The sequence below is a fragment of the Aquirufa sp. A-Brett2-15D genome (assembly GCF_054558735.1).
Genome location: NZ_JBSKFT010000002.1, coordinates 310,148 through 334,743 on the forward strand (window position 1 = coordinate 310,148; position 24,596 = coordinate 334,743).

General features: G+C 42.1%; 27 protein-coding genes. 10 read left to right on the plus strand and 17 right to left on the minus strand.

Features of this window, described 5'->3' with window-relative positions:
* The first annotated feature begins 72 nt into the window (after positions 1-72).
* Both ACST14_RS06530 and ACST14_RS06535 read left to right on the plus strand, forming a co-directional pair.
* Positions 73-510, plus strand: coding sequence for an NUDIX domain-containing protein (locus ACST14_RS06530; protein WP_459461795.1), 438 nt, complete (start codon positions 73-75; stop codon positions 508-510).
* A gap of 29 nt (positions 511-539) precedes the next feature.
* Positions 540-1,787 (plus strand): D-alanyl-D-alanine carboxypeptidase, encoded by a 1,248-nt coding sequence (locus ACST14_RS06535; protein ID WP_459461797.1) that lies wholly within the window; start codon positions 540-542, stop codon positions 1,785-1,787.
* A gap of 240 nt (positions 1,788-2,027) precedes the next feature.
* Here ACST14_RS06535 and ACST14_RS06540 read toward each other — a convergent pair whose 3' ends face one another.
* Together ACST14_RS06540 and ACST14_RS06545 are read right to left on the minus strand one after the other, a co-directional pair.
* Positions 2,028-3,344, minus strand: a complete 1,317-nt coding sequence (locus ACST14_RS06540; protein WP_459461799.1) for an APC family permease — start codon at positions 3,342-3,344, stop codon at positions 2,028-2,030.
* On the minus strand, positions 3,334-4,452 hold the full coding sequence (locus tag ACST14_RS06545) for an endonuclease/exonuclease/phosphatase family protein (protein WP_459461801.1): 1,119 nt from the start codon (positions 4,450-4,452) through the stop codon (positions 3,334-3,336). Before ACST14_RS06545 ends, ACST14_RS06540 begins: the two co-directional genes overlap by 11 nt.
* A gap of 130 nt (positions 4,453-4,582) precedes the next feature.
* Here ACST14_RS06545 and rpmB point away from each other — a divergent pair, with 130 nt between their 5' ends.
* The gene (gene rpmB, locus ACST14_RS06550) at positions 4,583-4,822 is read left to right on the plus strand and encodes a 50S ribosomal protein L28 (RefSeq protein ID WP_459461803.1); all 240 of its coding nucleotides are present in this window, start codon (positions 4,583-4,585) and stop codon (positions 4,820-4,822) included.
* Positions 4,823-4,892: 70 nt separating this feature from the next.
* Positions 4,893-5,603 carry a HesA/MoeB/ThiF family protein gene (locus tag ACST14_RS06555; protein WP_459461805.1) on the plus strand — a complete coding sequence of 237 codons (711 nt, stop codon included), beginning with the start codon at positions 4,893-4,895 and terminating at the stop codon, positions 5,601-5,603.
* Here ACST14_RS06555 and rimO read toward each other — a convergent pair.
* Positions 5,593-6,915, minus strand: a complete 1,323-nt coding sequence (rimO, locus tag ACST14_RS06560) for a 30S ribosomal protein S12 methylthiotransferase RimO (RefSeq protein ID WP_459461808.1) — start codon at positions 6,913-6,915, stop codon at positions 5,593-5,595. The two genes, ACST14_RS06555 and rimO, sit on opposite strands and share 11 nt — an antisense overlap.
* A gap of 112 nt (positions 6,916-7,027) precedes the next feature.
* On the opposite strand from rimO, the gene ACST14_RS06565 reads away from it, so the two are divergent.
* Complete coding sequence (locus tag ACST14_RS06565; RefSeq protein ID WP_459461810.1) at positions 7,028-7,735, plus strand: 3-keto-disaccharide hydrolase; 708 nt, start codon at positions 7,028-7,030, stop codon at positions 7,733-7,735.
* 56 nt (positions 7,736-7,791) lie between these two features.
* On the opposite strand, the gene ACST14_RS06570 is transcribed toward ACST14_RS06565, so the two are convergent.
* Entirely contained in the window at positions 7,792-8,799 is a 1,008-nt protein-coding gene (locus tag ACST14_RS06570; protein WP_459461812.1) for an SMP-30/gluconolactonase/LRE family protein, read from the minus strand.
* 49 nt (positions 8,800-8,848) lie between these two features.
* Between ACST14_RS06570 and prmC the strand changes: the two genes are divergently transcribed.
* Genes prmC through lpcA form a run of 5 tightly spaced genes read left to right on the plus strand, consistent with a single transcriptional unit; the run spans position 8,849 to position 12,114 of the window.
* The gene (prmC, locus tag ACST14_RS06575; RefSeq protein ID WP_459461814.1) at positions 8,849-9,694 is read left to right on the plus strand and encodes a peptide chain release factor N(5)-glutamine methyltransferase; all 846 of its coding nucleotides are present in this window, start codon (positions 8,849-8,851) and stop codon (positions 9,692-9,694) included.
* Positions 9,695-9,744: 50 nt separating this feature from the next.
* A complete protein-coding gene (locus ACST14_RS06580) occupies positions 9,745-10,347 on the plus strand; it encodes a LemA family protein (protein ID WP_459461816.1) in 603 nt (200 codons plus the stop codon).
* Between the two features lie 2 nt (positions 10,348-10,349).
* Positions 10,350-10,772 (plus strand): TPM domain-containing protein, encoded by a 423-nt coding sequence (locus ACST14_RS06585; protein WP_459461818.1) that lies wholly within the window; start codon positions 10,350-10,352, stop codon positions 10,770-10,772.
* A 9-nt stretch (positions 10,773-10,781) separates the two neighbouring features.
* Positions 10,782-11,528 carry a TPM domain-containing protein gene (locus ACST14_RS06590; RefSeq protein ID WP_459461820.1) on the plus strand — a complete coding sequence of 249 codons (747 nt, stop codon included), beginning with the start codon at positions 10,782-10,784 and terminating at the stop codon, positions 11,526-11,528.
* Positions 11,529-11,541: 13 nt separating this feature from the next.
* The gene (gene lpcA, locus ACST14_RS06595; protein ID WP_459461822.1) at positions 11,542-12,114 is read left to right on the plus strand and encodes a D-sedoheptulose 7-phosphate isomerase; all 573 of its coding nucleotides are present in this window, start codon (positions 11,542-11,544) and stop codon (positions 12,112-12,114) included.
* 1 nt (position 12,115) lies between these two features.
* Here lpcA and ftsA read toward each other — a convergent pair whose 3' ends face one another.
* From ftsA to efp, 13 genes are all read right to left on the minus strand, one after another.
* A complete protein-coding gene (ftsA, locus tag ACST14_RS06600) occupies positions 12,116-13,462 on the minus strand; it encodes a cell division protein FtsA (RefSeq protein WP_459461824.1) in 1,347 nt (448 codons plus the stop codon).
* Positions 13,463-13,507: 45 nt separating this feature from the next.
* Complete coding sequence (locus ACST14_RS06605; RefSeq protein WP_459461827.1) at positions 13,508-14,281, minus strand: cell division protein FtsQ/DivIB; 774 nt, start codon at positions 14,279-14,281, stop codon at positions 13,508-13,510.
* 14 nt (positions 14,282-14,295) lie between these two features.
* Complete coding sequence (gene murC, locus ACST14_RS06610) at positions 14,296-15,672, minus strand: UDP-N-acetylmuramate--L-alanine ligase (protein ID WP_459461829.1); 1,377 nt, start codon at positions 15,670-15,672, stop codon at positions 14,296-14,298.
* The gene (gene murG, locus ACST14_RS06615; RefSeq protein WP_459461831.1) at positions 15,669-16,751 is read right to left on the minus strand and encodes an undecaprenyldiphospho-muramoylpentapeptide beta-N-acetylglucosaminyltransferase; all 1,083 of its coding nucleotides are present in this window, start codon (positions 16,749-16,751) and stop codon (positions 15,669-15,671) included. Before murG ends, murC begins: the two co-directional genes overlap by 4 nt.
* On the minus strand, positions 16,751-17,923 hold the full coding sequence (locus tag ACST14_RS06620) for an FtsW/RodA/SpoVE family cell cycle protein (RefSeq protein ID WP_459461833.1): 1,173 nt from the start codon (positions 17,921-17,923) through the stop codon (positions 16,751-16,753). The genes murG and ACST14_RS06620 overlap by 1 nt, the downstream gene beginning before the upstream one ends.
* Positions 17,916-19,244: a UDP-N-acetylmuramoyl-L-alanine--D-glutamate ligase gene (murD, locus tag ACST14_RS06625; protein WP_459461835.1), complete on the minus strand. Its 1,329-nt coding sequence runs from the start codon at positions 19,242-19,244 to the stop codon at positions 17,916-17,918. Before murD ends, ACST14_RS06620 begins: the two co-directional genes overlap by 8 nt.
* Positions 19,245-19,393: 149 nt before the next feature.
* A complete protein-coding gene (tsf, locus tag ACST14_RS06630; RefSeq protein ID WP_459461837.1) occupies positions 19,394-20,227 on the minus strand; it encodes a translation elongation factor Ts in 834 nt (277 codons plus the stop codon).
* An 11-nt stretch (positions 20,228-20,238) separates the two neighbouring features.
* Positions 20,239-21,048, minus strand: coding sequence for a 30S ribosomal protein S2 (rpsB, locus tag ACST14_RS06635; protein ID WP_459461839.1), 810 nt, complete (start codon positions 21,046-21,048; stop codon positions 20,239-20,241).
* Between the two features lie 78 nt (positions 21,049-21,126).
* Positions 21,127-21,516, minus strand: coding sequence for a 30S ribosomal protein S9 (rpsI, locus tag ACST14_RS06640; RefSeq protein ID WP_459461841.1), 390 nt, complete (start codon positions 21,514-21,516; stop codon positions 21,127-21,129).
* Between the two features lie 14 nt (positions 21,517-21,530).
* Positions 21,531-21,974 carry a 50S ribosomal protein L13 gene (gene rplM / locus ACST14_RS06645; RefSeq protein ID WP_459461844.1) on the minus strand — a complete coding sequence of 148 codons (444 nt, stop codon included), beginning with the start codon at positions 21,972-21,974 and terminating at the stop codon, positions 21,531-21,533.
* 223 nt (positions 21,975-22,197) lie between these two features.
* On the minus strand, positions 22,198-23,541 hold the full coding sequence (gene accC, locus ACST14_RS06650) for an acetyl-CoA carboxylase biotin carboxylase subunit (RefSeq protein ID WP_459461846.1): 1,344 nt from the start codon (positions 23,539-23,541) through the stop codon (positions 22,198-22,200).
* A 3-nt stretch (positions 23,542-23,544) separates the two neighbouring features.
* A complete protein-coding gene (gene accB / locus ACST14_RS06655; RefSeq protein ID WP_459461848.1) occupies positions 23,545-23,991 on the minus strand; it encodes an acetyl-CoA carboxylase biotin carboxyl carrier protein in 447 nt (148 codons plus the stop codon).
* Between the two features lie 35 nt (positions 23,992-24,026).
* Positions 24,027-24,590, minus strand: a complete 564-nt coding sequence (gene efp / locus ACST14_RS06660) for an elongation factor P (RefSeq protein ID WP_459461850.1) — start codon at positions 24,588-24,590, stop codon at positions 24,027-24,029.
* Between the last annotated feature and the right edge of the window lie 6 nt (positions 24,591-24,596).

A 24,596-nucleotide genomic window follows, 5' to 3' on the forward strand; every position in this document is an offset into this window, starting at 1 on the left:
GCTATACGTTCATTATGCCTGCAATTTAGGAAATCTAATGGTATATTTATCTTTTCAAAATGTACAATCCAAATGCGAATTAGACCAGCTGCCCTCATCATTGAAAATAATCATTTGTTATTGTTGCAGTATGATTATTCGGGAGCGAGTAAATTCACTTTGCCAGGTGGAAATGTAGATCCAGGGGAGACATTTCCGGTGACAATTGCCCGTGAATGTGAGGAGGAGTTAGGCATCGAGGTCGAAGTGGGGGAAATGATAGCGGTGGGTCAGGTACATGCTACCACTGATTACGACGCTTGCTTACATGTATTATTTGAGGGCGACATTGTAGGAGGCATTCCACAATTACAACCCGGAGAAACCACGGCGAACGAATTAGTCTGGGTGCCTGTGGACAAAATCGCGGAATTAAATATATATCCCTCCATGAACGACGCCATTCTTGATTTTGTGCATACCGGAAAGAAGGGAGAATATTTAGGGACGATTAAACAGATTTGGCTGTAATAATTCGCTAAACCTTTTACCTTTATTGCATGAAAAATTTAGCCTTTTTACTCCTGCTATCTTTAGCATCTTGCCAAAGCTCTCATTTGCAAATCGCCTTCAACGAATCTAGCCTCGCGCAGCGTTCGAGCGGTGTGATGATTAAGGAAATGGCGACAGGAAAAGTTCTTTTTGAAAAGAATGCAGATCAGTATTTTATGCCAGCTTCGAACACGAAGCTTTTGACTTTTTTACAAGCGAATCGAATCCTAGGAAATCAAATCCCCTCTTTTAAGTACCGCGAAACCAAGGATACCCTGTTTTTCTGGGGCACGGGGGATATTTCTAACCTACATCCAAATCTTAAAAATACAGCCTTGCGTGATTTTTTAGCCGCTTCATCGAAGGTTCTCGTGTATGGAGCGCCTTTGAAACCTCAGCCCATCTTTGGTGCTGGATGGGCTTGGGATGATTATAATGACTCGTATTCTGCTGAAATATCAGATATGCCACTATATGGTAATGTAGTTAGTTTTAAAGCGGCATCGAAAAAATGGCAGATTTTGCCGGACGCTTTTGAAGCGGTTTCTAAAACAGGATCTACGCAGGAAGTGAGACGCAATCGCTTGAAAAACGAGTTCACTTTACCGGAGTTGAAGACCGAAAAATACGGCAACCAAGATGTGCCTTTTATTACTTCTCCGGAAATGACGACCTTCTTACTAACGGATACGCTGCACAAATCGGTGGAATCGATGCCACTCGCGGTTCACCCGGATGCGCGCATTTTTTATGCGGGCAAAATGGATAGTTTATATGTTGCCATATTGCATGAGAGCAATAATGCGGTTGCGGAGCAATTACTTGTGATGATCGCCGCTGAAAAAGGCTGGGATCCGGCGCAGGTGATAGAAAATTTAAAGAAAGAACCCGGGAATGAATTCCTACAAGATATTCGTTGGGTCGACGGCTCTGGTTTGTCTCGCTATAATCTTTTTAGGCCAAAGGATTTCATCTACATCCTGGAGGCTTTGTCGCGCGAAGTCGCGCCAGACCGTTTGCATGCACTTTTACCAGAAGCCAGTAAGACGGGAACGATGCGTAACGTGCAGGATCTGAATGACGGCGTGCGTATCTGGGCTAAATCGGGCTCTTTTGGGAATACCTATAATCTTTCCGGTTATTATTTGACCAAAGAAGGAAAGACACTAACCTTCTCCGTCATGTCAAATCTCGGCAACACGACGGTAAAAGAAATTAAGAACTCGGTGGTGCAGTTTTTGAGAGCAATACACTAGCAAATTGCAAAGAGCAAAGACCAAAGTTCAAAGTTGGTATCGCCGCCGGCGATGATCAAGCAAATTTCAAAGAGCAAAGACCAAAGTTCAAAGTTGGTATCGCCGGCGGCGATGATCAAGCAAATTTCAAAGATCAAAGATCAAAGATCAAAGTTGGTATCGCCGTCGGCGAGGTATTCAGGAATGTATTTTTCCCTTCGGACTCATTCCCTCCGGACTTTATGCTTTATTCTTTGTGCTTTATGCTTTTTTTTGATTTTCAAGACCTCCGGTTTTGAAAATCAAAAAACTTAAAAGGATAAACCCCACCACATACACCACACTTCCTAAATTCGTCACCAAAGTTCCGAGCAGGAACAGGGCCGAGATAATCACGAGTATCCAAGGTAATACTGGATATCCCCACACCAGGTAAGGACGTTTTAAATCAGGCTCTTTAACCCGTAGCTTTAATAAAGAGGCGAATCCCGCTAAATAACTGGCTACAAAAAAGAAGGTGGCGATGTCTGACAGACGTTCGTTAATTTCCTTACCTGCTAATAAGAAAATGCAGGCGGAAAAGACCGTTAAATGGGTAGCCGTGGTAGGAGAGCCGGCCGCGTTTACTTTTTCGGCTTGTTTGAAAAATAGCCCATCGCGACTCATCGAATAGATAACGCGAGGAGCAAACATCACTTGGGTATTTAGAATCCCTAAAATACTCAGCATTAAAAAGACCGTTATCCAGCGTCCCATATCTGCGCCAAACAAGGCTTTCATGGCATCTGCTGCGGCTAATTTGCTATTCGAAAGGGTTTCCAAAGGGAGGCTATAAAGTATGCCTACGTTTATCAAAAGATAGATTACGGCGACGACGATGACGCCTATGAACATCGATTTTGGCATGGATTTGACCGGATCCTTGTTTTCTTCCGTGAAATAGCTGGCGGTGTGCCAGCCGTCGAAAGCATAAAAAATAGATAAAAGTGCGGTCATGATGCCGGTGGCGAGGGGGAGACCTGCAGGAGCTTTGGCCTGCTCATTAAACACGCCACCTCCGCCATAAAGGAAACAAATAGCGATAAAAATCAATAAGGCAACCGCCTTTATGCCGCTGAGCCATTCTTGTGATTTGCCCGCCATGACCACGCCTAATTGATGGAAAAACCATAAAAGCGCTAAAATACCGATGGCGCAATAGACTAAATAGGGGCTTAACGAGGGGAAAACGATGATGAGGTATTCACTAAAGGTATAAGATCCGAAACCTAATGCAGTGACGGTTCCTAACCAACTCGTGAGGCCTACGAGGAATCCGATATAGCGGCCAAAAGCGCGTTCGGCATAGACATACCAAGAGCCGGCTTTGGGAATGGATAAACTTAATTCTAAAAGACAGCTAACGCCTAAAAGGGCATAAATGGCTACTAGAATCCACAAGCCTAGGATTAAGCCGGGATCGTGAAGGGATGCGGCGATAGGGCCTGGTTTACGCAGAATGCCGGTTCCTATGGTGCCCCCCAGGGTGACAGCCACCCCGAAAGTAGTTCCTAAAACCTTCCAGAGCTTATTTTCCATGCAAGATGTATTGACCTACGGTAGGGAGGTGGTCGGAGTATTTGATGTTGCGTAGGGTTTGGAAGTTGATGGCTTTCCATTCCTTCGAGAAGAATTGATCGTCGATGCGGACTAAATAAGGACTGCGATTCAAAGTGAAGCCGAATCCAGAACCGGCTTCTTCGAACGAGTTTTTTAAACGTTCGCGAATCGTTCCATACGCCCAGCCGGAAGGAGTTTCGTTTAAATCCCCCACGACAATTATAGGATAAGGGCTTTTTTGGATCAAACGATTGATCTTGTCCATCTCCTTTTTGTGCTCTATGAAGCCTTTGCGGAGGGAGGAAATGATGCCGCGTCCTTCTTTTTGGGCATCCGTATAATCCTGCAAACGAATCTTAGAGGTCATCTTATTTACCCGAATTCCCATGGACCAAAGCTGCATATTAATCACCCGAATCGTATCTTGATCCTTCACAATATCAGTTAATAGATATCCGTTAGCTGAATTTTCGAATTGTTCGCCTTCCTCGTGGATGATGGGGTATTTAGAGAATACGACTAATCCCATCTTCTCGTGCGAATCAAATAATTGCTTTTTCAGCGGAATGAAGGCGTAATGTGGGTATTTTTCCTTCATGAAGGAAACGGTATGAAAGGCTTTGCGATCGGAATGAGAATAGAATTCTTGGAAGCATTTGATGTCCGCATCGTAATCGCGAATGAATTTTTTCAGTTCTTCTAATGACTCTTTTTTGGCCTCATACTCATTTGAATACATCCCAAAAACATTATAGCTCATCACCGTCATCGGCTTCGTTAAACTCGCCACAGGTTGATTAAAGCTAATGGTTCTGCCGATAAATCCATATCCCAGCGCTAACACGATCAAGGGCAAAAGCGCTCGCTTCGCTCGCTGAAAAATCCAGTAAATCAAGGAGATAAAGCACAATAATTGTGCGTAAGGCATCGTCATCATAATAAAGCCGGCAACCCAATGCTCTACGATGAGCGAATAGCTTAAAAGATAGGTCAGCAGGGTATATAGGCACAAAGGCAAGGTTCCTAACCAGATCAGGGAAGAAACGATTTTTTTCTTTAGGGGTGCCTTCGTATTACGCTTAGCCATCCCCAAAGATACACATTGTCTCGCATTTTATAAATTTTCGACTGACGTTTGGGTTATTTCAAAATATTTCCTAATTTTGCAATCCCTTATAGGAAAGAATAATATTAAATAAAAGATAAATAAAAATACGATGGCAAAGGTTTGTCAAATTACAGGACGCAAAACTCAAGTAGGAAACCACGTTTCTCACGCTAATAATAAGACTAAGCGTAAGTTCTACCCGAACTTACAGACTAAGAAGTTCTTCTTAGAGTCTGAAGGTGTTTGGGTTCGCATGAAGGTTTGTGCGAAAGCAATTCGTACGATTAACAAGAATGGTTTCGAAAAAACTTTAATCGCTGCAGCTCGTAAGGGTACATTAAGCGTTTAGTTTTCAAAATATTTACCGAAATTAGCCTTCCTGAAATTCAGGGAGGCTTTTTTTATTTGTACCTACGTATATGTTAAGCGATTTAGAATTCGAACGCTACCGCAAACAACTAAATCTGCCCGAATGGCGGAAAGCACAGCAATTGCGCCTGAAAGAGGCGTCCATTCTAGTGGTGGGTGCTGGTGGTTTGGGCTGTGGTGCCTTGCCTTATCTAGCGGCGGCTGGTGTGGGATCGATCACGATACTGGATGCTGATGTAATTGAATTATCGAACCTGGCACGGCAAGTCTTATATAAGACAGATGAGGTAGGTGCTTCTAAAGCCATAAAGGCAGCGGAGGCCTTGCGAGACTTGAACCCTGCGATTGTGGTTACAGGCGTCGCGGAGAATTTAACAGTCGAAAACGCATCGAATTACATTGAGAAACAAGATCTAATCATTGATTGCACGGATAATTTCCAAACTCGTTATTTGATTAATGATGTGTGTGTGGCTTTGAAAAAGCCATTTGTCTATGGTGCGATTCACGCCTGGGAAGGGCAGTTTGCCGTTTTTCATCCTCAGGGGCCATCCTATCGCACCCTTTTTCCGGTAGAACCGAGTCTAGAAGAAATTCCGTCCTGTGATGAGGTAGGTGTTTTAGGTGTATTGCCAGGAATTATTGGTTTGTTTCAGGCTAAAGAAGCCATCTTCTACCTAGCCGGCTTCGAATCGCCAGCCCAAAAAGGCCTATTAACTTTTGATTTGCGGGATATGCGAATCAGCTCGTTTACGCTATAATATCGCCGTATAAGTCGAATTCTTCCGCTTTATTAATCTTCACGTTCACAAAATCGCCCAAACGTGCATATTGTTGCGCCGGAATCAACACTTCATTATCCACCTCCGGAGAATCAAATTCGGTACGTCCTACGAAGAAACCACTCTCTTTGCGGTCGACCATGACTTTTAGTGTTTGGCCTACCTTCTCTTGATTCAACTCTTCAGAAATACCTTGTTGCACTGCCATAATCTCATCCGAACGGTATTGCTTCACCTCTTCTGGTACATCATCGTTCACTAAATAAGCATGCGTATTTTCCTCGTGGCTATAATTAAAGATGCCCAATCGATCGAAACGCATACGTTCCACGAAAGAATAGGTCTCCTCGAAGTCTTCTTCCGTTTCTCCCGGATAACCAGAGATCAGGGTTGTTCTCAAGGCAATGCCCGGAACTTTTTCGCGAATGGTGTTGATTAATTCCTCCGTTTTAGCGCGGGTGATTCCACGGCGCATGTGCTTTAACATGGCATCTGAACCACTTTGAAGTGGCATGTCGAGGTAATTGCAGATATTATCGCGTTCCGCCATGGTATCTAGTATTTCTACTGGGAAGCCAGCTGGATAGGCATATTGTAAGCGGATCCACTCGATGCCATTGACATCGGATAAGCGCTCTAATAATTCTTTTAATTGGCGACCGCCTTTGCCTTCACCTTTTAGGTCTAAGCCATAAAAAGTAAGGTCTTGGGCGATTAAAATCAATTCTTTCGTACCTTTCTTCGCTAATGAGTTCGCCTCCTTTACTAATTCCTCCATCGGAGTCGATACGTGCTTTCCACGCATTAATGGAATCGCACAGAAACTGCAAGGGCGATCACAACCTTCTGCAATCTTTAAATACGCATAATGCGCAGGCGTTGTTAATAAACGCTCGCCCACTAATTCATGCTTATAATCAGCCTTGAGGGCCTTTAGTAAGCGAGGTAATTCATTAGTCCCAAAGAAGGAGTCAACCATCGGAATCTCCCGTTCTAAATCCTCTTTGTAACGATGGGACAAACATCCCGTCACATATAATTTATCAATTTTACCGGCCTGTTTTGCATCTGCATAGCGCAAAATAGTGTCGATGGACTCTTGTTTGGCATTATCTATAAATCCACAGGTATTAATCACGACGATATTCGCCTTGTCCTTTTTCGCCTCGTGCGTCACCTCTAATCCATTCCCTTTTAATTGGGTATAGAGTACCTCAGAATCGACAAGATTCTTCGAACAACCGAGGGTGATGATGTTGATGGAGGGCTTTGGGGCTACTTTAGTCTTCATGGATTTTTATATCAGCCCGCAATTTACGAAGATTTAAAGCTAAAATTGTCCGCAAGGGATACAATTGTTGCAGACTTTTAGTAGTATTGTAAAAATCATAAACCTTAAAAACATGAACAAATTACTTTTGAGTTGCGCGGCGATTTGCTTAGCGTTATCTTCTTTTGGTCAGGGTGCAAACGAGCTTTCAAGGGCCGAGAAGAAAAATGGTACTAAACTTTTATTTGATGGTAAAACTTTCACTGGCTGGCATACCTATGGCAAACCAGGCAAAGTAGGTGCATCTTGGACGATCGAAGATGGCATTATTGGATTTGATTTAACTAAAAAAGACGGTGGCGATTTGATCACTGATGCAGCCTATGTAAATTATGATTTCTCGGTGGATTGGAGAATCTCACCTAATGGAAATAGCGGAATTATTTTCAATGTCACAGAAGATCCCGTTAAATACCGCAGCACCTATAATACTGGCCCTGAAATGCAGGTATTAGATGATGACGGACATCCGGATGGAAAAATTATCAAGCATAATTCAGGTGATTTATATGATTTAATTAAATCATCCGTAAAGGTAACTAAACCTGTAGGGGAGTGGAATACGGCGCGTATCGTAAATAACAAAGGCTTATTGCAATTGTATTTAAATGGATCGAAAGTCGTAGAAACGCGTACAGACGATGCGAATTGGAAGGCAATGATTGCCGGTTCTAAATTCAAGACGATGCCAGGATTTGGGGTGAATATGCAAGGGCGCATTGCTTTGCAAGATCATGGTAATCCGGTTTGGTACCGAAACATTAAAATCAAAGAATTATAAAAAGAGAAAGGCCTCGATTTTGCGATCGAGGCCTTTTTTTTAGGTATCGGCTAGATTTATTTTAGCCCTTTCGTCATCGTCTTCACTCGAAGCAAATTCATCTTCGAAGTAATAAAAAGCGTCGAGCCATCTTCCCCAAAATTCACATTCGAATTCGGGTTCCCCGTCTCTATACGTCCCAATAATTTACCAGCTGGGCTGATGATCAAAATTCCCCCTGGTCCAGTCGTCCAGATATTACCCATTTTATCTAGTTTCATTCCATCATAACCTCCGCGGATTCCTTGTTTCGCTAATTCGGCTGCATCGAAGAAAACGCTAGGTTCGCCTAAGTTTCCGTCTTTGCCCACGGGAAAAGCTAAAATATGCGATTCCTTCGGTTCTGATGAGCCTACATATAAGATGCTTTCGTCAGGGTTCATCGCTAAACCATTCGGCCTTGCCATTTTAGCGTATTGCAAACTCATCTCCCCTTTTTTCGTGATGCGGAAGACCCCCTGAAAGGCTAATTCCTTAGCTGGCTCGTCTTTTCCGCGCCCCGGTAAACCATAGGGAGGGTCGGTGAAATAATAATCCCCGTTTTTGGCTTGGATGACGTCGTTCGGGCTATTGAGTTTTTTCCCTTCCCATAAGCCACTTAGGGATTTTTTTGATTCGGGTTTTCCCAAAGGCATTTCCGCAATTCGTCTATTCCCGTGTTCGGCCGATACGAGGTTCCCTTTTTGGTTTATAATCAAACCATTCGCACCCGGTTCATAAGAATAATACACCGAGCCTGAATAACCGGATGGCGTTAGATAAAGAACGGCCCCCTTCTCTGCGGTCCACTGGTAAATCTTATTTTCAGGGACATCTGAGAACAACAGGTAGCCTCCTTTCTTTACCCAAACAGGTCCTTCCGACCACGTATATCCTTCAGCCACAATTTCGATGGGAGTAGCTGGGTCGATCAAGGTTTTTAGGGATTCATCGTAGACATGAATTTTGCCTATCGTCTTGTATTGCGCATTCACCGTGGTCTGTAAGCCCAGTATTGTGATGAGCGGTAGTATTAATTTTTTCATAGCGTTTTGATCGGTTTATAATTCGTAAATTTACCCAAATAATCCACAAATGATATCGATTTCTAGTCCTATTCTCATCCAACAAATTACTGATTCGATTAGTGCTCATTACGAGGCTTCAGAGGCTCGTGCAATCGCTTTTCGCTGCCTTGATCTGGGATGGAATCTAAGTTCTATGGACATCGTTTTAAAAAAAGAGGTGGATTTACCAGCAGATTGGTCGTTGCGTATGGCGCGCTTGGCAGCGGGAGAACCCCTACAATACGTGATGGGGAAGACCTATTTTCGAGATCATTTATTTTCAGTGAATTCGGATACCCTGATTCCTAGGCCTGAAACCGAGGAGTTGGTGGATCTCCTATTACGTCATGCGCCTAAAAATGCCTCCGTATTAGATGTGGGAACAGGCTCTGGTTGTATTCCCATCTCGTTGAAATTAGAACGACCCTCTTTGAAAGTAGAGGCCTGGGATATTTCAATAGGAGCACTTGATGTCGCTCGTCAAAATGCACTTTTGCTAGGCACCTCGGTTGAATTTAAGCAACAAGATATTTTTACTTGGCCTTCTTCGGAGGGTACTTGGGATGTCATTGTTTCGAACCCACCTTACGTGACAGAAGACGAGAAAAAAGAGATGGCGAGCCACGTGCTAGATTATGAACCTCATTTGGCCTTATTTGTGCCTACTGACGATGCCTTAAGATATTACGACGCCTTAGCGAATTTTGCTATTGCTCGATTAACAACTGGAGGATATTTGTGTCTAGAAATTAACCAGCATTTTGGAACTCAAACCGTTGAACTCTTGTTTAGCAAGGGTTTCCAAGAGGTTAAAGTTTTAAAAGATTTCAAAGAAAATGACCGGATGATTGTTGCACAAAAATCAGGTCTTTAATATTTAATAGTTATTTTTGTTTCAAATAAAACCAATTAAAATTTATCAACATGAATAAGACCTTATTAACAGTATTAATTGTTTTGGGAGTTATTGCTCTCGTGATTTTTTGGGGTGTAGGTTCACGCAACAGCATGGCTACCTCTGATCAGGACGTAAAAGCTAAATGGGCAAATGTTCAAAGTGCATACCAGCGTCGTGCGGATTTAATTCCAAATTTAGTAAAGACGGTTCAAGGCGTGGCTAATTTCGAGAAATCCACTTTAACAGCGGTGATCCAAGCGCGTGCTAGTGCAACACAAATGAAATTAGACTCGAAGGATTTAAGCCCAGAGAATTTACAAAAATACCAGGCGGCTCAATCTACTTTAGGCGGTGCTTTATCTCGTTTAATGGTGGTGGCTGAAAACTATCCTCAATTGAAAGCAACGGAGAACTTCTCTGAATTGCAAGCTCAACTAGAGGGTACAGAAAACCGTATCAAAGAAGAGCGTGATAATTTCAATGCATCGGTTCAGGCCTTTAATACCTTAATCGTTACTTTTCCTAATAGCTTAATCGCGTCGTTCTCTGGATTTGCAGAGAAAGGATTCTTCCAAGCAGATGCTGGATCAGATAAAGCACCGGAAGTAAACTTTGACGAGAAGAAATAAGGATGTTGTCAGAAGAACACCAAAACCTGATTTTACAAGCCATTCACGATGCGGAATTAATCACATCTGGAGAGATTCGCGTGCACATTGAAAGTCATTGCGCTGGACATCCGATCGATCGGGCAAAAGAAGTATTCTTTCAATTAGGCATGCAGAAAACGGATTTGCAGAATGGGGTTTTGGTGTATTTGGCGATCAAAGACCGTAAGTATAGTATCATCGGGGACAAAGGAATCGACGCGAAAGTGCCAGCGGAGTTTTGGGAAACCATTCGAGATGAGATGCGGGCTTATTTAGCAAAAAATGAGTTTGGCGCAGGTCTCGCTCATGGTGTAAAGCGCACCGGAGAGGTATTAGCTAACTTTTTCCCTTATGATGCGGGGGATGTCAATGAATTGTCGAACGAAATTTCTTTTGGCATCTAATCTATATTTATGCGGATTCTGCTTTTTGTTTTTCTTCTTTCCTTTTCCACCGTTTTTGCCCAAGAAGGTATTCCTGCTAAACCAGCGGGTTATATTTTAGACGAGGCTGGTTTATTAAATCCGGAAGAAGAAAATGCGCTAGAACAAAAAATGCGCGGTTATGCAGATTCCACTTCCACACAATTTGCCATCGTACTAGTTAATTCCACGAATGGCCGCGATCCTTACGATTACGCGATTGATATTGGTAAAATTTGGGGAGTAGGCCAAAAAGGTAAAAATAACGGCGTCGTCATCCTCGTAGCCATGCAGGATCGCAAGCTTCGGATTGTAACAGGTCGTGGTATCGAAGATGTCTTACCCGATGCTGTCTGCAAACGTATTATCAACCGAACTTTAAAGCCTACCTTCAAAGCTGGAGCTTATTACCAAGGTTTAGAGCAAGCGACCTCCGAAATGATGCGTCGCGCGAGTGGAGAATTCAAGAATGAAGATAGCGGAGAAGAACCGCAGGGGATTCCACCCTTTATTATCATTTTCCTTATTTTAGTGATTATCTCCATTATCAAAGCCGCTCGCAATGGCGGAGGCAAAGGAGGCCCCGGAACTCGCGGAGGTGGCATGTTCTTTCCCCCTATTTTCTTAGGAGGCGGAAATTATGGTGGAGGCGGATCTGGTGGTGGAGGCGGGGGATTTGATTTCGGCGGCTTTGGCGGAGGGGACTTCGGTGGAGGCGGCGCAGGAGGCGATTTTTAATTATCTTTGTCCTATGAATAATCTGATCACCCAATCTCTTCAAGAATCTCAGCAAGTTCTGGCTGACTTTTTAGCCAATCCTGCGAAGATCGAATCGATCGAAAAGGCGGCTGATATATTAGTTTCAGCTTTACAGAAAGGGAATAAAATTTTGTCTTGTGGGAATGGTGGGAGTCATTGCGATGCGATGCATTTTGCTGAGGAATTATCCGGTCGCTACCGGGAGAATCGTCCAGCTTTAGCCGCTATGGCAATCTCGGATCCTTCGCACATCTCTTGTGTGAGCAATGACTTTGGTTATAATTATATCTTTTCTCGATTTATAGAGGGTTTAGGAAACAAAGGAGATGTGCTAGTAGGCATTTCCACCTCCGGAAATTCGGCGAACATTATCGAAGCTGTAAAAGCGGCTCAGGCTAAAGGAATGGAAGTGATTCTATTGACGGGTAAAGACGGTGGTCAATTAGCGGCCTATGGTTGCCACGAAATAAGAGTGGACCACTTTGGTTACGCAGATCGCATTCAAGAAATCCACATCAAAGTGATCCACATTTTGATTCAGTTGATTGAATCGAAGCTTTTCTAAATTAGTAAGAGGCGTCCCCTCCTTCATCATCACCCATCACGACATCTACCATTTTGCGGAATAAGTCGCCAATACGCGGCGCGGGTTTGGATGATTTCGACTCAGTATAAGCTGATTCTGTTGCCATCTCTTTCATAGGCACACTAGCCATCTGGGCATCATCTGCTTCAGCTGTCTCTTGTTGATCGTAGTATACTTGAACTAAACCTATAACCGTTGCAAAAGAGGGGTCTTTAATTTCTGCAGCAATCTCAGAATTACTTGAGGTAGCATTTGGATCCCCAATGCGGGCATCTAGGTTGGTGAATTTTTGGAACAATTCATCAATATAAGGCAATTGCGCACCACCTCCGGTTAAAACGATACCAGCTTTCAAATTCTTGATGTCAGCGTGCTTAGAAACTTCGGCTACCACAATAGCAGCTAATTCTTTCAAACGCTCTTCAATGATGATCGCTAAGTTCTTAACCGATACCGGCGTAGCCTTACGACCCGCAATTCCAGGAATCATCACGACCTCACTCACCGGAATGTCTTTCTGTATCGCAGAACCAAAACGAACCTTAAGCGTTTCCGCATGATCTCTTGAGATATCTAATCCCGATTGAATATCATCCGTCAGTAGATCACCACCCCAGTTTAATACGGTAGCATGCTTTATGCGGTTGTTTTGGAAAATACTAATCTCCGTGGTACCACTACCTAAATCTACTAATACAACGCCTTCCTGCTTTTCTTCCTTATTCAAGACAGAACTAGCGGTTGCTAAAGAACTGAAATACACATTTCCTTTCTTTAAATGCTTCGTTTCTGCTGATTTCAAGCATTGTGTTAATAAATCATTCTTACTCGGATTCGCAGAGATGAAAACGAAATCGGCTTGGATTTTTTGGCCTATTTGACCGATGGGATCTAAGGTTTCAGGTAAATTACCTACCTTAAAACCGATAGGTAAGGAGTGTAAAACGCAAGGATTTTTATCTGCAAAAGTACGCTTAGCTTCCTCAAAAAGGCTCATTACCTCATTGCTTGAAACGGCATCTCTTTCGTTTTTTCTAATTTTCGATAAGCTAAAAGGCTGCACTTTAATATGTGAGCCTGAAAGATTAGAGGCGAAGAAGTGGTCTGAATTCTTTCCGTCTAACACGTGAGAAATTTGACTCATGGCTTCGGAAATCGCCGCCGTCGTTTTATTGATATTAACAATTTCCCCATTTAACACATTATTGATGTTATTAGAGGTCCCTGTTGCTAAAATTTCTAATCTGCCGCGGTCATTTTGCTTTCCTGCAATAGCTCTAACATGTGAGCTACCAATATCTAAACCAATAATTAAGTCGTTACGCATTATATATTTTTTGTAGAACGGATATTAAATTAAAACATTTGGCCATTATTCGCAAATAACCTGATTCTTATATTTTAGCTGAACCCAGCTATACTTGTTCCATCCTTTATTAGGGATCACTTTTTGATAGAATATGAACAATTTCTTGAACTTATTTTCGATGTTCGTTGCTAGGCCAAAATCAATGCGTGTCGTTCCTATCGTCGGAATCAACACGATTCCACCGTCTTTTGCGACGATGATTTGGGAGATTTGAGCCTTCCAAAATTCATTATTTTCAATATATTGAAAAAACGGAATCAATGTCTTCCCTCGTTTATCTTGAATATCGCGTTTGCCATCAAAATAGGGGCCGCCAGTCACAATGATACGTGGAGTAAACAGCGGGCTAGTCCCAATGAATTTTCCATCTTCTGAAATGTATTGATCAGGATAGGGCGATGTTCCTATCGTCGAACGTACGATGCGGGCTATCGGTTTATATTCTTTAACTGAAATAGAAATGATACCACTGAAATCGTGGTGCGCCTCGCACGATTTAACTAAGGGAATGCGCTTCACGCGTTCTTCAATTTTTCGCAAGGAAATCTGGGTGATGGGTTTGTCTAAGAAATAGTCAGTGCCTTGTTCTGACACCACCAATTTGATATCATTTTTACTCAAAAGTGCCTTTTCATTATCCGAATCCACACTTATCTCTATACCCTTACAAACGACCTGATTAAAACTTAGTTCCGAAAATACGACAGCAGAAAGCACGAGGGTGAATAAAATCACCATCCCGATTACTTGCTTTATTAACGTCGGATTTGCTTTCATTTTGAAATATTATACTAAGATAAGCTCAATTTTAAATCATTCAAAAGAAGATCAATATCCCCTGCGCCCATTGTCACTAATAATCGGGGTTTTTTCTCATCGATAACCCGTAGCAGCTCCTTTTTCGAGATGACTTGCTTTTCATTTAGATCGATTTTACTCAATAGCCAATCTGATGTAACACCTTCCATGGGCAATTCACGCGCCGGATAGATGTCTAATAAATATAATTCATCGGCGATGGCTAGACTTTTGGCAAAGTCATCGATAAAATCACGGGTTCTCGAAAATAAATGCGGCTGAAATACAGCTGTAATTTTCTCTCCTGGATAAAGTGCTTTAACCGAATTCAGACAGGCGGCAATCTCCGTCGGATGATGCGCATAATCATCGATCATAACATGCTCGTCTGATTCTACTTGGTATTCAAATCGGCGTTTCACCCCTAAGAAAGAGGCAATACCCGCCTTAATTTCTTCTCCTGAAACTCCTACTTGCATCGCTAGAGCCGCCGCCGCCAGGGCATTTTCAATATTATGAAAGCCAGGAATTCGCATGGGAATATCCTTCACTTCTCCTCCTGGATACAGCATGTCAAAAATCATTCGATGATTTTCGATACGTATATTATGTGCCTGAAAATCCCCTTGATCAATCCCAAAAGTCGAGCCACCTAAGGCTGATTTCAAACTCAACCCCTTTTTCTGAATGAAGAATCCGTCTGATTTGATTTGGTTAACGAATAATTGGAAACTTTCTACAACCGAATCCCCATCGCCATAAATGTCTAGGTGATCCGCATCAGTGGAAGTGACCACTGCCGCTTGAGGATGAAGGGTTAAAAAAGAGCGATCGTATTCATCTGCCTCTACCACACAAACGATGTTTTCTTTTGAGTGGTTTGGGATGAAATTAGTACCATAATTCACGGTAATGCCCCCTAAAAAGGCTGTTACATTTTTACCTGCATGAATTAATAAATGCGTTAAAAGGGAGGATGTCGTTGTCTTTCCGTGCGTTCCAGCTACCGCTAGTGTAGGGATTTGTTGGGTAATCCAACCTAAAATCTCGGAACGTTTGTAGAGCCGAATGCCTTGTGTTAGTAAATAATTCTTCTCGATGTGATCCTTTGGAATCGCAGGAGTATAGATGAATAAACTATGTTCTGTGTCTGTCAGGCAAGCTGATGGAATTAAGTCGACGGAATCTTCATAGTGAATCACCATGCCTTCTTCGGCTAATTTTTTCGTCAGCGGGCTTTCTGTTTTATCATAGCCAGCGACCGGAAATCCATTGTGCAAAAACCAACGTGCGATGGCAGACATACCAATACCGCCAATCCCTAAAAAATAGACTTGTTTTAAATCACTAAGGCTTAACTCTTTTTTCATGCGTGTAAAATGGATTGGGCTATTTCATGTGCGGCGTTTGGCTTAGCTAAACGAAGACTATTTTTCTCTATGGAACTCAAGTCAGATTGAATCGCCCTCAGCGCTTCGGTAATTAAAGATTCCTTGACTTCAGAGTCGCGTACTAAAATGGCGGCATTTTGGGAAACGAGACTCTTGGCATTTTCGGTTTGATGGTCTTCCGCGGCGCCAGGCAAGGGAATTAAAATGCTCGCTTTACCGAGTAGGCAAATTTCAGAAACCGACGATGCGCCGGCTCTGGAGATGACTAAATCAGCCATGGCGTAGGCTAAATCCATTTCGTAGATGAAGGCGGAGACATAGGTATTTTCTGGGATGCTTACAGCTTCTTTTGCGGTGGATTCGAATGCGATTCCTGTCTGCCAAATCACTTGAATACCCACTTCAGCCAATCGATCTAATCCAGCTAAAACAGCCTGATTTATGCTTCGCGCCCCTTGGCTTCCACCGATGATTAAGATGGTTTTTTTAGCTGCATCTAAGGAGAAATGAGCTGCTGCTTTCGCTTTTTTACCCTTTGCTTCGATTAAATCTTTTCTGACTGGATTGCCACTTAAAGTAATTTTTTCAGCCGGAAAGAATTTCTCCATGCCTGGATAAGCGACGAAAATATGCTCAGCCTTTGCAGCCAAAGCCTTATTAGTAATTCCTGCAAAGGAATTTTGTTCTTGAATGTAATAGGGGATGCCAATAAATTTGGCGGCTAATAACAAAGGTCCAGAGGCATAACCACCCACGCCTACAGCCACATCTGGTTTGAAATCCCGTAAAATTTTAATCGATAACAAAAGACTTTTCAATAATTTAAAAGGGAAAAAGAGGTTCTTCCAAACCTGAGTTCTTTGGATGCCCACGATGGGTAATCCGATGATGCGAAAGCCTGCTTTAGGTACTTTTTCCATCTCCATCTTGCCTTCTGCACCCACAAATAAAAATTCGATAGAAGAGTCGATTTCTTTCATCGCATTCGCGATTGAAATAGCGGGGTAAATGTGTCCACCCGTTCCTCCCCCAGAAATAATGACGCGTTTAATGGACATTAGGCTAGCGCAGTTTGAACTGGTTCTGGATCTTTATCCCTACTAACGGCTAAAATCAATCCGATACTAATCGCCGTAAAAATCAAGGAGGTACCTCCAGCTGAAATCATCGGCATGGGTTGACCCGTTACCGGACCTGCATCTACCGCTACTAACATATTAATGAAAGCCTGTAAAACAATAGAGAAGGTAAGTCCAGCGGACAGTAATCCTCCAAATGGCCTATTAGAATACTGAATCGCCTTCGCCCCTCGGTACATGAAAATGAGAAAGAGGAGCGGAATGGCTAAGCCACCCACGATACCATATTCTTCAATAATGATGGCATAGACGAAATCGGATTCGGCCTGTGACAAGATAAAGCGTTGTTGGCTTTTTCCAGGCCCTTTCGGGTGAATAGCTCCAGTGGAAATCGCAAATAGGCTAAGTGTAATTTGGTAGTCTTCATTTTTAGACGAATTTACTTTTGTTTCATTCTTGCCTATACGCTGAACAAAGTTCTCGATTCGTGTTTTTACCGTTTGTGCTCTTTGACCAATTCCTAAAGTCACAACACCAATCGCTAGGGTAGCTACCGCAACGACAATTAGTACGATTTGCTTCGCTGGAACACGACCAAAATACATCAGAATACAACTGGTGAAAAAAATCAACACACTCGTCGAAAAGTTTGAAAGCATAATCAGGAAACACGAAATGCCGATTTTAAAAAGCATTCGGATGAACATCACGTAATTATAGGATTCGGGGTCGGCCTGTTTAGAGGAAAAATCCTTTGCTAGACTCGTGATGAGGCATAATTTAACCATATCTGATGGCATGAATGAAATAGGCCCTAGGTTCACCCAGCGATTTGCACCTCCTATTTTTGGCCCAAATACGAGAGCAATTATGACTAATCCCCAAGATAGAATTAAGGCTAAATCACTAAATTTAGCCACCCTGCTATAATTTGATTTAGAGAAGAAGGACATTAAATAAAAGGAAATGCCTAAAATGGCTAAAGTTTTAACAAAACTAGAAAGCGGCTCAAACGGCCCATCCATCGTCAATTTTGCTTTGGCTGAAAACTGAATCAATAAACCGAACGCGTTTAAAATAATCACGATTAACCAAATCTTGTAATCCCCTTTCAGATGCTCTTGAAAAAAAGCCTTGATTTTACTATCCATGGATCAAACGTTTTACAGTGTTCTTAAATTGATCTCCTCGATCTTCATAATTCTTAAATAAATCAAAGCTAGCACAAGCCGGAGAAAGTAAAACGACATCTCCATCAGTCGCCCATTCCATGCTTTTTTTAATAGCAGCCTCTAAAGAGTCTGTCGCAAAAAGCTGGGGAACCATAGCGCTAAAATGGCTCTCCAATTTTGAATTATCCGTCCCTAGACAGATCAAACCTTTCACTTTTTCTTTCACTAACGCATCTAAGACTTCATATTCATTCCCTTTGTCTACACCACCCATGAGTAGAATCAAAGGTTGTTTATAGCTATTTAGGGCATAATAAACGGCATCCACATTCGTTGCCTTCGAATCATTGATGAATTCAACTCCATTCCATGATCCACAAGATTCTAATCGGTGTGGGGCATTTTCGAAGAAGGGAAGTGAAGTCAGTATTTGTGAGAAAGTCAGCCCCGCCTCATGTGCCGCTAAGATGGCAACAGCCATATTGATGGCATTGTGTGGGCCATTCAATGGAGCATCAGCTAAAACTAATTCAGCGCCGTTCAATTGTATTTTTTCTGCCGTAATGTAGGCATCAGCAGATGGCTGACTAAAACTAACGGTTTTTAATCGCGCATTGGATGGCATTTTAACTGAGTGAGCTTTAATCACCTCGTCATCAGCCCAAAAGACGCAGCTGGTTTTAGCTCCTGCGTTTTGAAAAATGCGAAACTTCGAGGCAATGTAATTTTCGAATTTATATTCGTAGCGATCTAAGTGATCAGGGGTGATATTTAAAAGTACAGCGACATCTGGCTGGAATTGAAAGCAACGGTCTAATTGGAAACTAGAAATCTCTAGTACATATAGGTCGTGCTGATCTTCCATCACTTGTTTAGCAAAGCTCTGTCCGATATTTCCTGCCAAACCTACTTTTAAACCTGCGGATTTCAAGAAATGGTAAGTCAATAAGGTCGTCGTCGTTTTACCATTCGATCCGGTGATGGCGATAATTTTAGCCTTCGTATATCGAGAGGCGAATTCTATTTCTGAAACTAAAGAAATTCCTTTTGCCTTGATGGCCTTTACGATATCCGTTTTTTCTGGAATACCGGGGCTAATGATGATTTCATCCGAATTCAAAATGCGGCCTAAACTATGTTCGCCCGTCTCGAATTCAATTTGATTTTCACGTAATGTCTGTTGGTAGTTTTCTTTTAGCAATCCAGCATCGGACAAAAACACCGCAAATCCCTTTGATTTAGCTAATAAAGCGGCTCCAACACCACTTTCTCCTCCACCTAAGATGCTGATTAATGCCATTCTTGACTAAAATTTTCAGAATTTGAATTGAACTACAAGTTAGAAAATGTAGCGCAATCTATCAAAGAATTTGAGCGCAGAGAGGAAAATTAATGACAAAAAAAAGACCCACCATTTCGGGTGGGTCTTTACTATGTAATCGAGCTATTTTAAACTAAAGAGATACGTTTGAACGATGAGATCGTTAAACCTTTTTGCGTTTGCTCTAATAGTTGACGAATCGTGATAGATGAGTCTTTTACGAATTGTTGGTTCAATAAAGTTTGCTCTTTGTAGAACTTCTCTAATTTACCTACCGCAATTTTCTCTAACATTGCCTCCGGCTTACCTTCTTGACGTGCTTGATCTTTTCCGATTTCGATTTCTCTTTCAATTGTTTCAGAATCAACGCCATCCTTGTCTAAAGCGACAGGTTTCATAGCGGTGATTTGCATGGCGATATCTTTACCTACTTCAGATACATCTGCTCCTTGAACGTTCTCGAATGCTACTAAAACACCGATTTTGTTGTTAGAGTGTATATAAGAAACCACTTTCTCAGCTGTTACGTTTTCGTAGGCTGCTAAGGTAATTTTCTCTCCAATTTTACCAGTTAAGTCGATGATGTGACCTTCTAAAGAACGTCCATCTGCTAATGGTTCAGCTAATAAATCATGCGCCGAAGGAGCGTGAGACGCTGCTGCTTTGTCAATGATTGTTTTTGCTAAGTTATTGAAATCTGGAACTTTAGAAACTGGTTCAGTTTCACAAGCTAAAGCAATTATTTTACCATTGGAGTGATCCGCATTAAGTGCTACTAAAACAACACCTTCATTGGTTTCATTATCCGCACGTTTCGCTGCTACTTTTTGACCTGCTTTGCGAAGAAAATCAACTGCTGCTTCGAAGTCACCTTCAGCTTCTGTCAAAGCTTTTTTGCAATCCATCATTCCCGCGCCTGTCATTTGGCGTAACTTATTTACGTCTGCTGCTGTAATTGACATGTTATGAATATTTATTCTTGTTCTGCTTCTTTTTCGTATTTAGCCGCTACCTTAGCTGCCTCTTGTGAATCGTCGTCCGCTGCTTTTTTAGCTTCTACTTCTTCCGCCTCACGAGCATCATCCTTGTCTTGCTTTCTTTCTGCTAAACCTTCTTCGATCGCTTTAGAAATAGCTGTGATAATGATAGAGATAGACTTGTATGCATCATCATTAGCTGGGATAGGGTAGTCAACTAAATCTGGGTTAGAGTTAGTATCACACATAGCGAAAACTGGGATGCCTAATTTCTTAGCCTCAGAAACCGCGATGTGCTCACGCTTAACGTCTACAATGAATAAAGCCGCTGGAAGGCGAGTTAATTCAGTGATACCACCTAACACACGCTTTAATTTTTCTTCTTCACGAGTTAACATTAAACGCTCACGCTTAGCGATCGTTTTAACGAGAACTTCATCTTTTAACATTTTATCAATGCTAGACATCTTCTTGATAGACTTACGTACAGTCGCGAAGTTAGTCAACATGCCACCTAACCAACGGTCAGTAACATAGGGCATTTTTAATTTATCTGCTTCTGTAGTCACAATTTCTTGTGCTTGCTTTTTCGTTGCAACGAACATTACCTTACGGCCAGAACGTACAATCGAACGAAGAGCTGCTGAAGCTTCTTCTAAAGAAGAGATAGTTTTATTTAAATCGATAATGTGGATACCGTTCTTCTCCATAAAGATATATGGAGCCATTTTGGGATCCCACTTACGTGTCAAGTGACCGAAGTGAACGCCTGCGTCTAGCAAGTCGTTGTAGCTTAATTGTGCCATTTTGGTTGTTTAAAATTGTGAATAATATAAAAGTGGAAAAGGCATCGGCAACAGACAAGCCTTTTCCACGAACAAATCTTAACGCTTAGAGAACTGGAATCTCTTACGAGCTTTCGCACGTCCTGGTTTCTTACGCTCCACCATACGTGGGTCACGAGTTAAGAATCCTTCTTTTTTCAAAGGGGAACGTAGTTCTGCATCTTGCGTTTGAAGTGCACGTGAAATCGCCATACGAAGCGCTTCAGCTTGTCCTTTGATACCACCGCCATCTACGTTAGCTGTTACATCAAATGAACCTACTGTGTTCGTTAAAGCGAATGGTTGATTAACAACAATCTGAAGAATTTCAGATGGGAAGTAATCAGTTAACATACGGCCGTTGATTTTAATCTGGCCTTTACCTGGTGTCATAGAAATACGAGCTACTGCCGTCTTTCTTCTACCGATTTTACTTGTTATTTCTGCCATTTTCTTAGTGTCCGTTAAAACTTAATTTCTTTAGGTTGTTGAGCTGCATGAGGATGCTCTGATCCTGCATAAACGAATAGGTTGTTGAATAAAACACGACCTAAACGGTTTTTAGGTAACATACCTTTAACTGCTGATTCTACTACTCCTCTTGGGTTCTTAATTAAGACCTCACGTGGAGTTGCAAAACGTTGACCACCTGGGTAACCCGTGTGACGGATATACACCTTGTCAGTCATTTTCTTACCAGTTAAGCGAATTTTGTCCGCGTTGATAACGATAACTTGATCGCCACAATCAACGTGTGGAGTAAAAGAAGGCTTGTGTTTTCCACGAATAATTTTCGCAATTTCAGAACAAACACGTCCTAAAATTTGATTTTCAGCATCTACAACAAACCAAGCTTTCTGTACAGTAGCTTTGTTTGCAGAGATGGTTTTGTAACTTAAAGTATCCACTTGTTTATAATTTAACTGTTTGAATCGTTTCCACCTAGACCACGGAATTTGTCTAAAGGAATTGATTATGACCTATTTTATCTTTCAAACGGGCATTCAATCGAAAAATGGGAGTGCAAATTTATAAAATCTTCATTTGATATGCAAGTGTCTAATTGAAAATGTTTTATAATAAAAAAAGGAGACCCGAAAGCCTCCTTTTTCAATCCCCGAATGGGCAAAATTATAAGTCACTCAAATCAAAAGTGTCCATGAAGGCCGTCGTGAATTGACCCGATTTGAACGTAGGATCATCCATTAATTTGATGTGGAATGGAATCGTTGTTTTGATACCTTCGATAACGAATTCTTGCAAAGCCCGTTTCATGCGAAGTAAAACCTCTTCACGGCTTTGGCCTGAAACGATCACCTTAGCGATCATCGAATCGTAATTAGGTGGAATGGTGTATCCAGAATAGACGTGAGAGTCAATGCGAACCCCGTGACCGCCCGGTAGGTGAAGATTTGTAATCTTACCTGGAGATGGACGGAAACCATTCGCTGGATCCTCCGCATTAATACGGCATTCTAAAGCGAATAATTTAGGGAAGTAGTTTTGGCCCGAAATCGGAATGCCTGCTGCTACCTTAATTTGCTCCTTAATTAGGTCAAAATCCGTTACTTCTTCTGTGATCGGGTGCTCTACTTGGATACGTGTGTTCATCTCCATGAAGTAGAAATCCCCATTTTTGTCTACTAAGAACTCAACGGTTCCGGCACCTTCGTAACCGATGGCTGTCGCACCTGCAATCGCAGCATCCCCCATTTTCTTACGTAATTCGTCAGAAAGGGCAGGGGAAGGAGTTTCTTCACATAATTTTTGATGACGACGTTGAATCGAGCAATCGCGTTCAGATAAGTGACAAGCTTTGCCAAATTTATCTCCCACGATTTGGATTTCAATGTGGCGAGGCTCCTCTACAAATTTCTCCATGTACATGGCATCGTTTCCAAAAGCAGCCGCTGATTCCATCTTCGCATCTTCCCACAATTTGTCAAATTCTGACTCCTCGCGAATGATACGCATACCGCGGCCACCACCCCCAGCCGTAGCTTTGATGATTACCGGATATTTAATGGTTTTAGCTAATTCCTTCGCTTCCTCTACGGTGTCAATTAGGCCATCAGACCCTGGAATAACCGGAACTCCGGCCTTTTTCATCGTGTCTTTCGCCGTCGCTTTGTCCCCCATCGAATTAATCATCTCTGCCGAAGCACCGATGAATTTAATCCCATGTTCTGAACAAATACGGGAGAATTCCGCGTTTTCTGAAAGGAAACCGTATCCTGGGTGAATCGCATCTGCTCCAGTTACTTCTGCTGCCGAAATGATCGCCGGGATATTCAAATAGGATAGTTTGCTGGGGGGAGGTCCGATACAAACGGCCTCATCCGCAAAGCGAACATGTAAACTGTCGCGATCAGCAGTAGAGAAAACGGCCACTGTTTTAATGCCCATTTCCTTGCATGTACGAATAATACGCAAGGCAATTTCCCCGCGATTCGCTATTAATATCTTTTTAAACATAGATTACGCTTTTTCAACCAAGAATAATGGTTGATCAAATTCTACTGGACTAGCATTATCAACTAAGATTTTAACGATCTTTCCAGAGATCTCTGAATCGATTTCGTTAAACAATTTCATCGCTTCGATCACACAAACGGTTTTACCCGGAGCGATTTCCGATCCTACTTCTACGAAGTTATCTTTATCTGGACCTGCCGCGCGGTAGAAAGTACCGATCATAGGTGATTTTACGGTGTATAAATTATCTGCTGCCGGAGCTGGCGCCGCTGCTGCTGGAGCCGCTGGTGCTGCTGCCGCTACGGGTGCTGCTGCCACCACACTAACTACGGGTGCTGCTTCTCCAAATTTCTTAACAGAAACCTTTAAACCTTCTGTTTCGATGCTAACCTCAGCTAGCGGAGACTTTGCGATATAATCGAGTAATCGCTGAATTTCTTTAGTATCCATTCTTTTTGTTAATTAAACGCTACAAAGGTAGCTAATTATTTTACACGCTCAGCGTATGAATAGGTTCTTGTATCTACTTTTATGATTTCATCTTGTTCGATGAAAATAGGGACCGTAATCGTTGCTCCCGTTTCTACCGTGGCTGGTTTCTTAGGCGAGTTAGCCGTATCCCCACGAACGCCTGGTTCTGTGTAAGTTACCTTTAATTCTACGAATGGAGGTAATTCACAAGATAAAGCCGCATCATTTTCTGTGTTGATCAAAATCTCTACTTCTTGGCCTTCCTTCATTAAATCAGCCATGACGCAAAGATTCTCATTCAACAGAATTTGCTCAAAGGATTCTTGATCCATAAAATTGAATCCATATTCGTCTTTGTAGATGAATTGAAATTTTCTACGTTCTACACGCACGGGATAGATTGTCACACCTGAGTTAAAGGTGTTATCTAACACTTTTCCTGAGCTTAACGAACGTAATTTAGTTCGAACGAAAGCGGGGCCTTTACCCGGCTTCACGTGAAGGAATTCAATGATTGAATATAAATCGTCATTGTATTTAATCACCAAACCATTTTTAATGTCTGCTGTAGTTGCCATTTCTAT

Bases quoted from the DNA above. Each gene is read 5' to 3' on its own strand.
- prmC (WP_459461814.1), top strand. From the start codon at position 8,849: ATGATATCGATTTCTAGTCCTATTCTCATCCAACAAATTACTGATTCG.
- murG (WP_459461831.1), bottom strand. From the start codon at position 16,751: ATGTCCATTAAACGCGTCATTATTTCTGGGGGAGGAACGGGTGGACAC.
- ftsA (WP_459461824.1), bottom strand. From the start codon at position 13,462: ATGCGTAACGACTTAATTATTGGTTTAGATATTGGTAGCTCACATGTT.
- ACST14_RS06565 (WP_459461810.1), top strand. From the start codon at position 7,028: ATGAACAAATTACTTTTGAGTTGCGCGGCGATTTGCTTAGCGTTATCT.
- rpmB (WP_459461803.1), top strand. From the start codon at position 4,583: ATGGCAAAGGTTTGTCAAATTACAGGACGCAAAACTCAAGTAGGAAAC.
- ACST14_RS06535 (WP_459461797.1), top strand. From the start codon at position 540: ATGAAAAATTTAGCCTTTTTACTCCTGCTATCTTTAGCATCTTGCCAA.
- ACST14_RS06540 (WP_459461799.1), bottom strand. From the start codon at position 3,344: ATGGAAAATAAGCTCTGGAAGGTTTTAGGAACTACTTTCGGGGTGGCT.
- accC (WP_459461846.1), bottom strand. From the start codon at position 23,541: ATGTTTAAAAAGATATTAATAGCGAATCGCGGGGAAATTGCCTTGCGT.
- ACST14_RS06590 (WP_459461820.1), top strand. From the start codon at position 10,782: ATGCGGATTCTGCTTTTTGTTTTTCTTCTTTCCTTTTCCACCGTTTTT.
- efp (WP_459461850.1), bottom strand. From the start codon at position 24,590: ATGGCAACTACAGCAGACATTAAAAATGGTTTGGTGATTAAATACAAT.
- murC (WP_459461829.1), bottom strand. From the start codon at position 15,672: ATGAAAAAAGAGTTAAGCCTTAGTGATTTAAAACAAGTCTATTTTTTA.
- ACST14_RS06580 (WP_459461816.1), top strand. From the start codon at position 9,745: ATGAATAAGACCTTATTAACAGTATTAATTGTTTTGGGAGTTATTGCT.
- ACST14_RS06605 (WP_459461827.1), bottom strand. From the start codon at position 14,281: ATGAAAGCAAATCCGACGTTAATAAAGCAAGTAATCGGGATGGTGATT.
- accB (WP_459461848.1), bottom strand. From the start codon at position 23,991: ATGGATACTAAAGAAATTCAGCGATTACTCGATTATATCGCAAAGTCT.
- ACST14_RS06620 (WP_459461833.1), bottom strand. From the start codon at position 17,923: ATGGATAGTAAAATCAAGGCTTTTTTTCAAGAGCATCTGAAAGGGGAT.
- ACST14_RS06570 (WP_459461812.1), bottom strand. From the start codon at position 8,799: ATGAAAAAATTAATACTACCGCTCATCACAATACTGGGCTTACAGACC.
- ACST14_RS06545 (WP_459461801.1), bottom strand. From the start codon at position 4,452: ATGGCTAAGCGTAATACGAAGGCACCCCTAAAGAAAAAAATCGTTTCT.
- murD (WP_459461835.1), bottom strand. From the start codon at position 19,244: ATGGCATTAATCAGCATCTTAGGTGGAGGAGAAAGTGGTGTTGGAGCC.
- rpsB (WP_459461839.1), bottom strand. From the start codon at position 21,048: ATGGCACAATTAAGCTACAACGACTTGCTAGACGCAGGCGTTCACTTC.
- tsf (WP_459461837.1), bottom strand. From the start codon at position 20,227: ATGTCAATTACAGCAGCAGACGTAAATAAGTTACGCCAAATGACAGGC.
- ACST14_RS06530 (WP_459461795.1), top strand. From the start codon at position 73: ATGCGAATTAGACCAGCTGCCCTCATCATTGAAAATAATCATTTGTTA.
- ACST14_RS06585 (WP_459461818.1), top strand. From the start codon at position 10,350: ATGTTGTCAGAAGAACACCAAAACCTGATTTTACAAGCCATTCACGAT.
- ACST14_RS06555 (WP_459461805.1), top strand. From the start codon at position 4,893: ATGTTAAGCGATTTAGAATTCGAACGCTACCGCAAACAACTAAATCTG.
- lpcA (WP_459461822.1), top strand. From the start codon at position 11,542: ATGAATAATCTGATCACCCAATCTCTTCAAGAATCTCAGCAAGTTCTG.
- rimO (WP_459461808.1), bottom strand. From the start codon at position 6,915: ATGAAGACTAAAGTAGCCCCAAAGCCCTCCATCAACATCATCACCCTC.
- rpsI (WP_459461841.1), bottom strand. From the start codon at position 21,516: ATGGCAGAAATAACAAGTAAAATCGGTAGAAGAAAGACGGCAGTAGCT.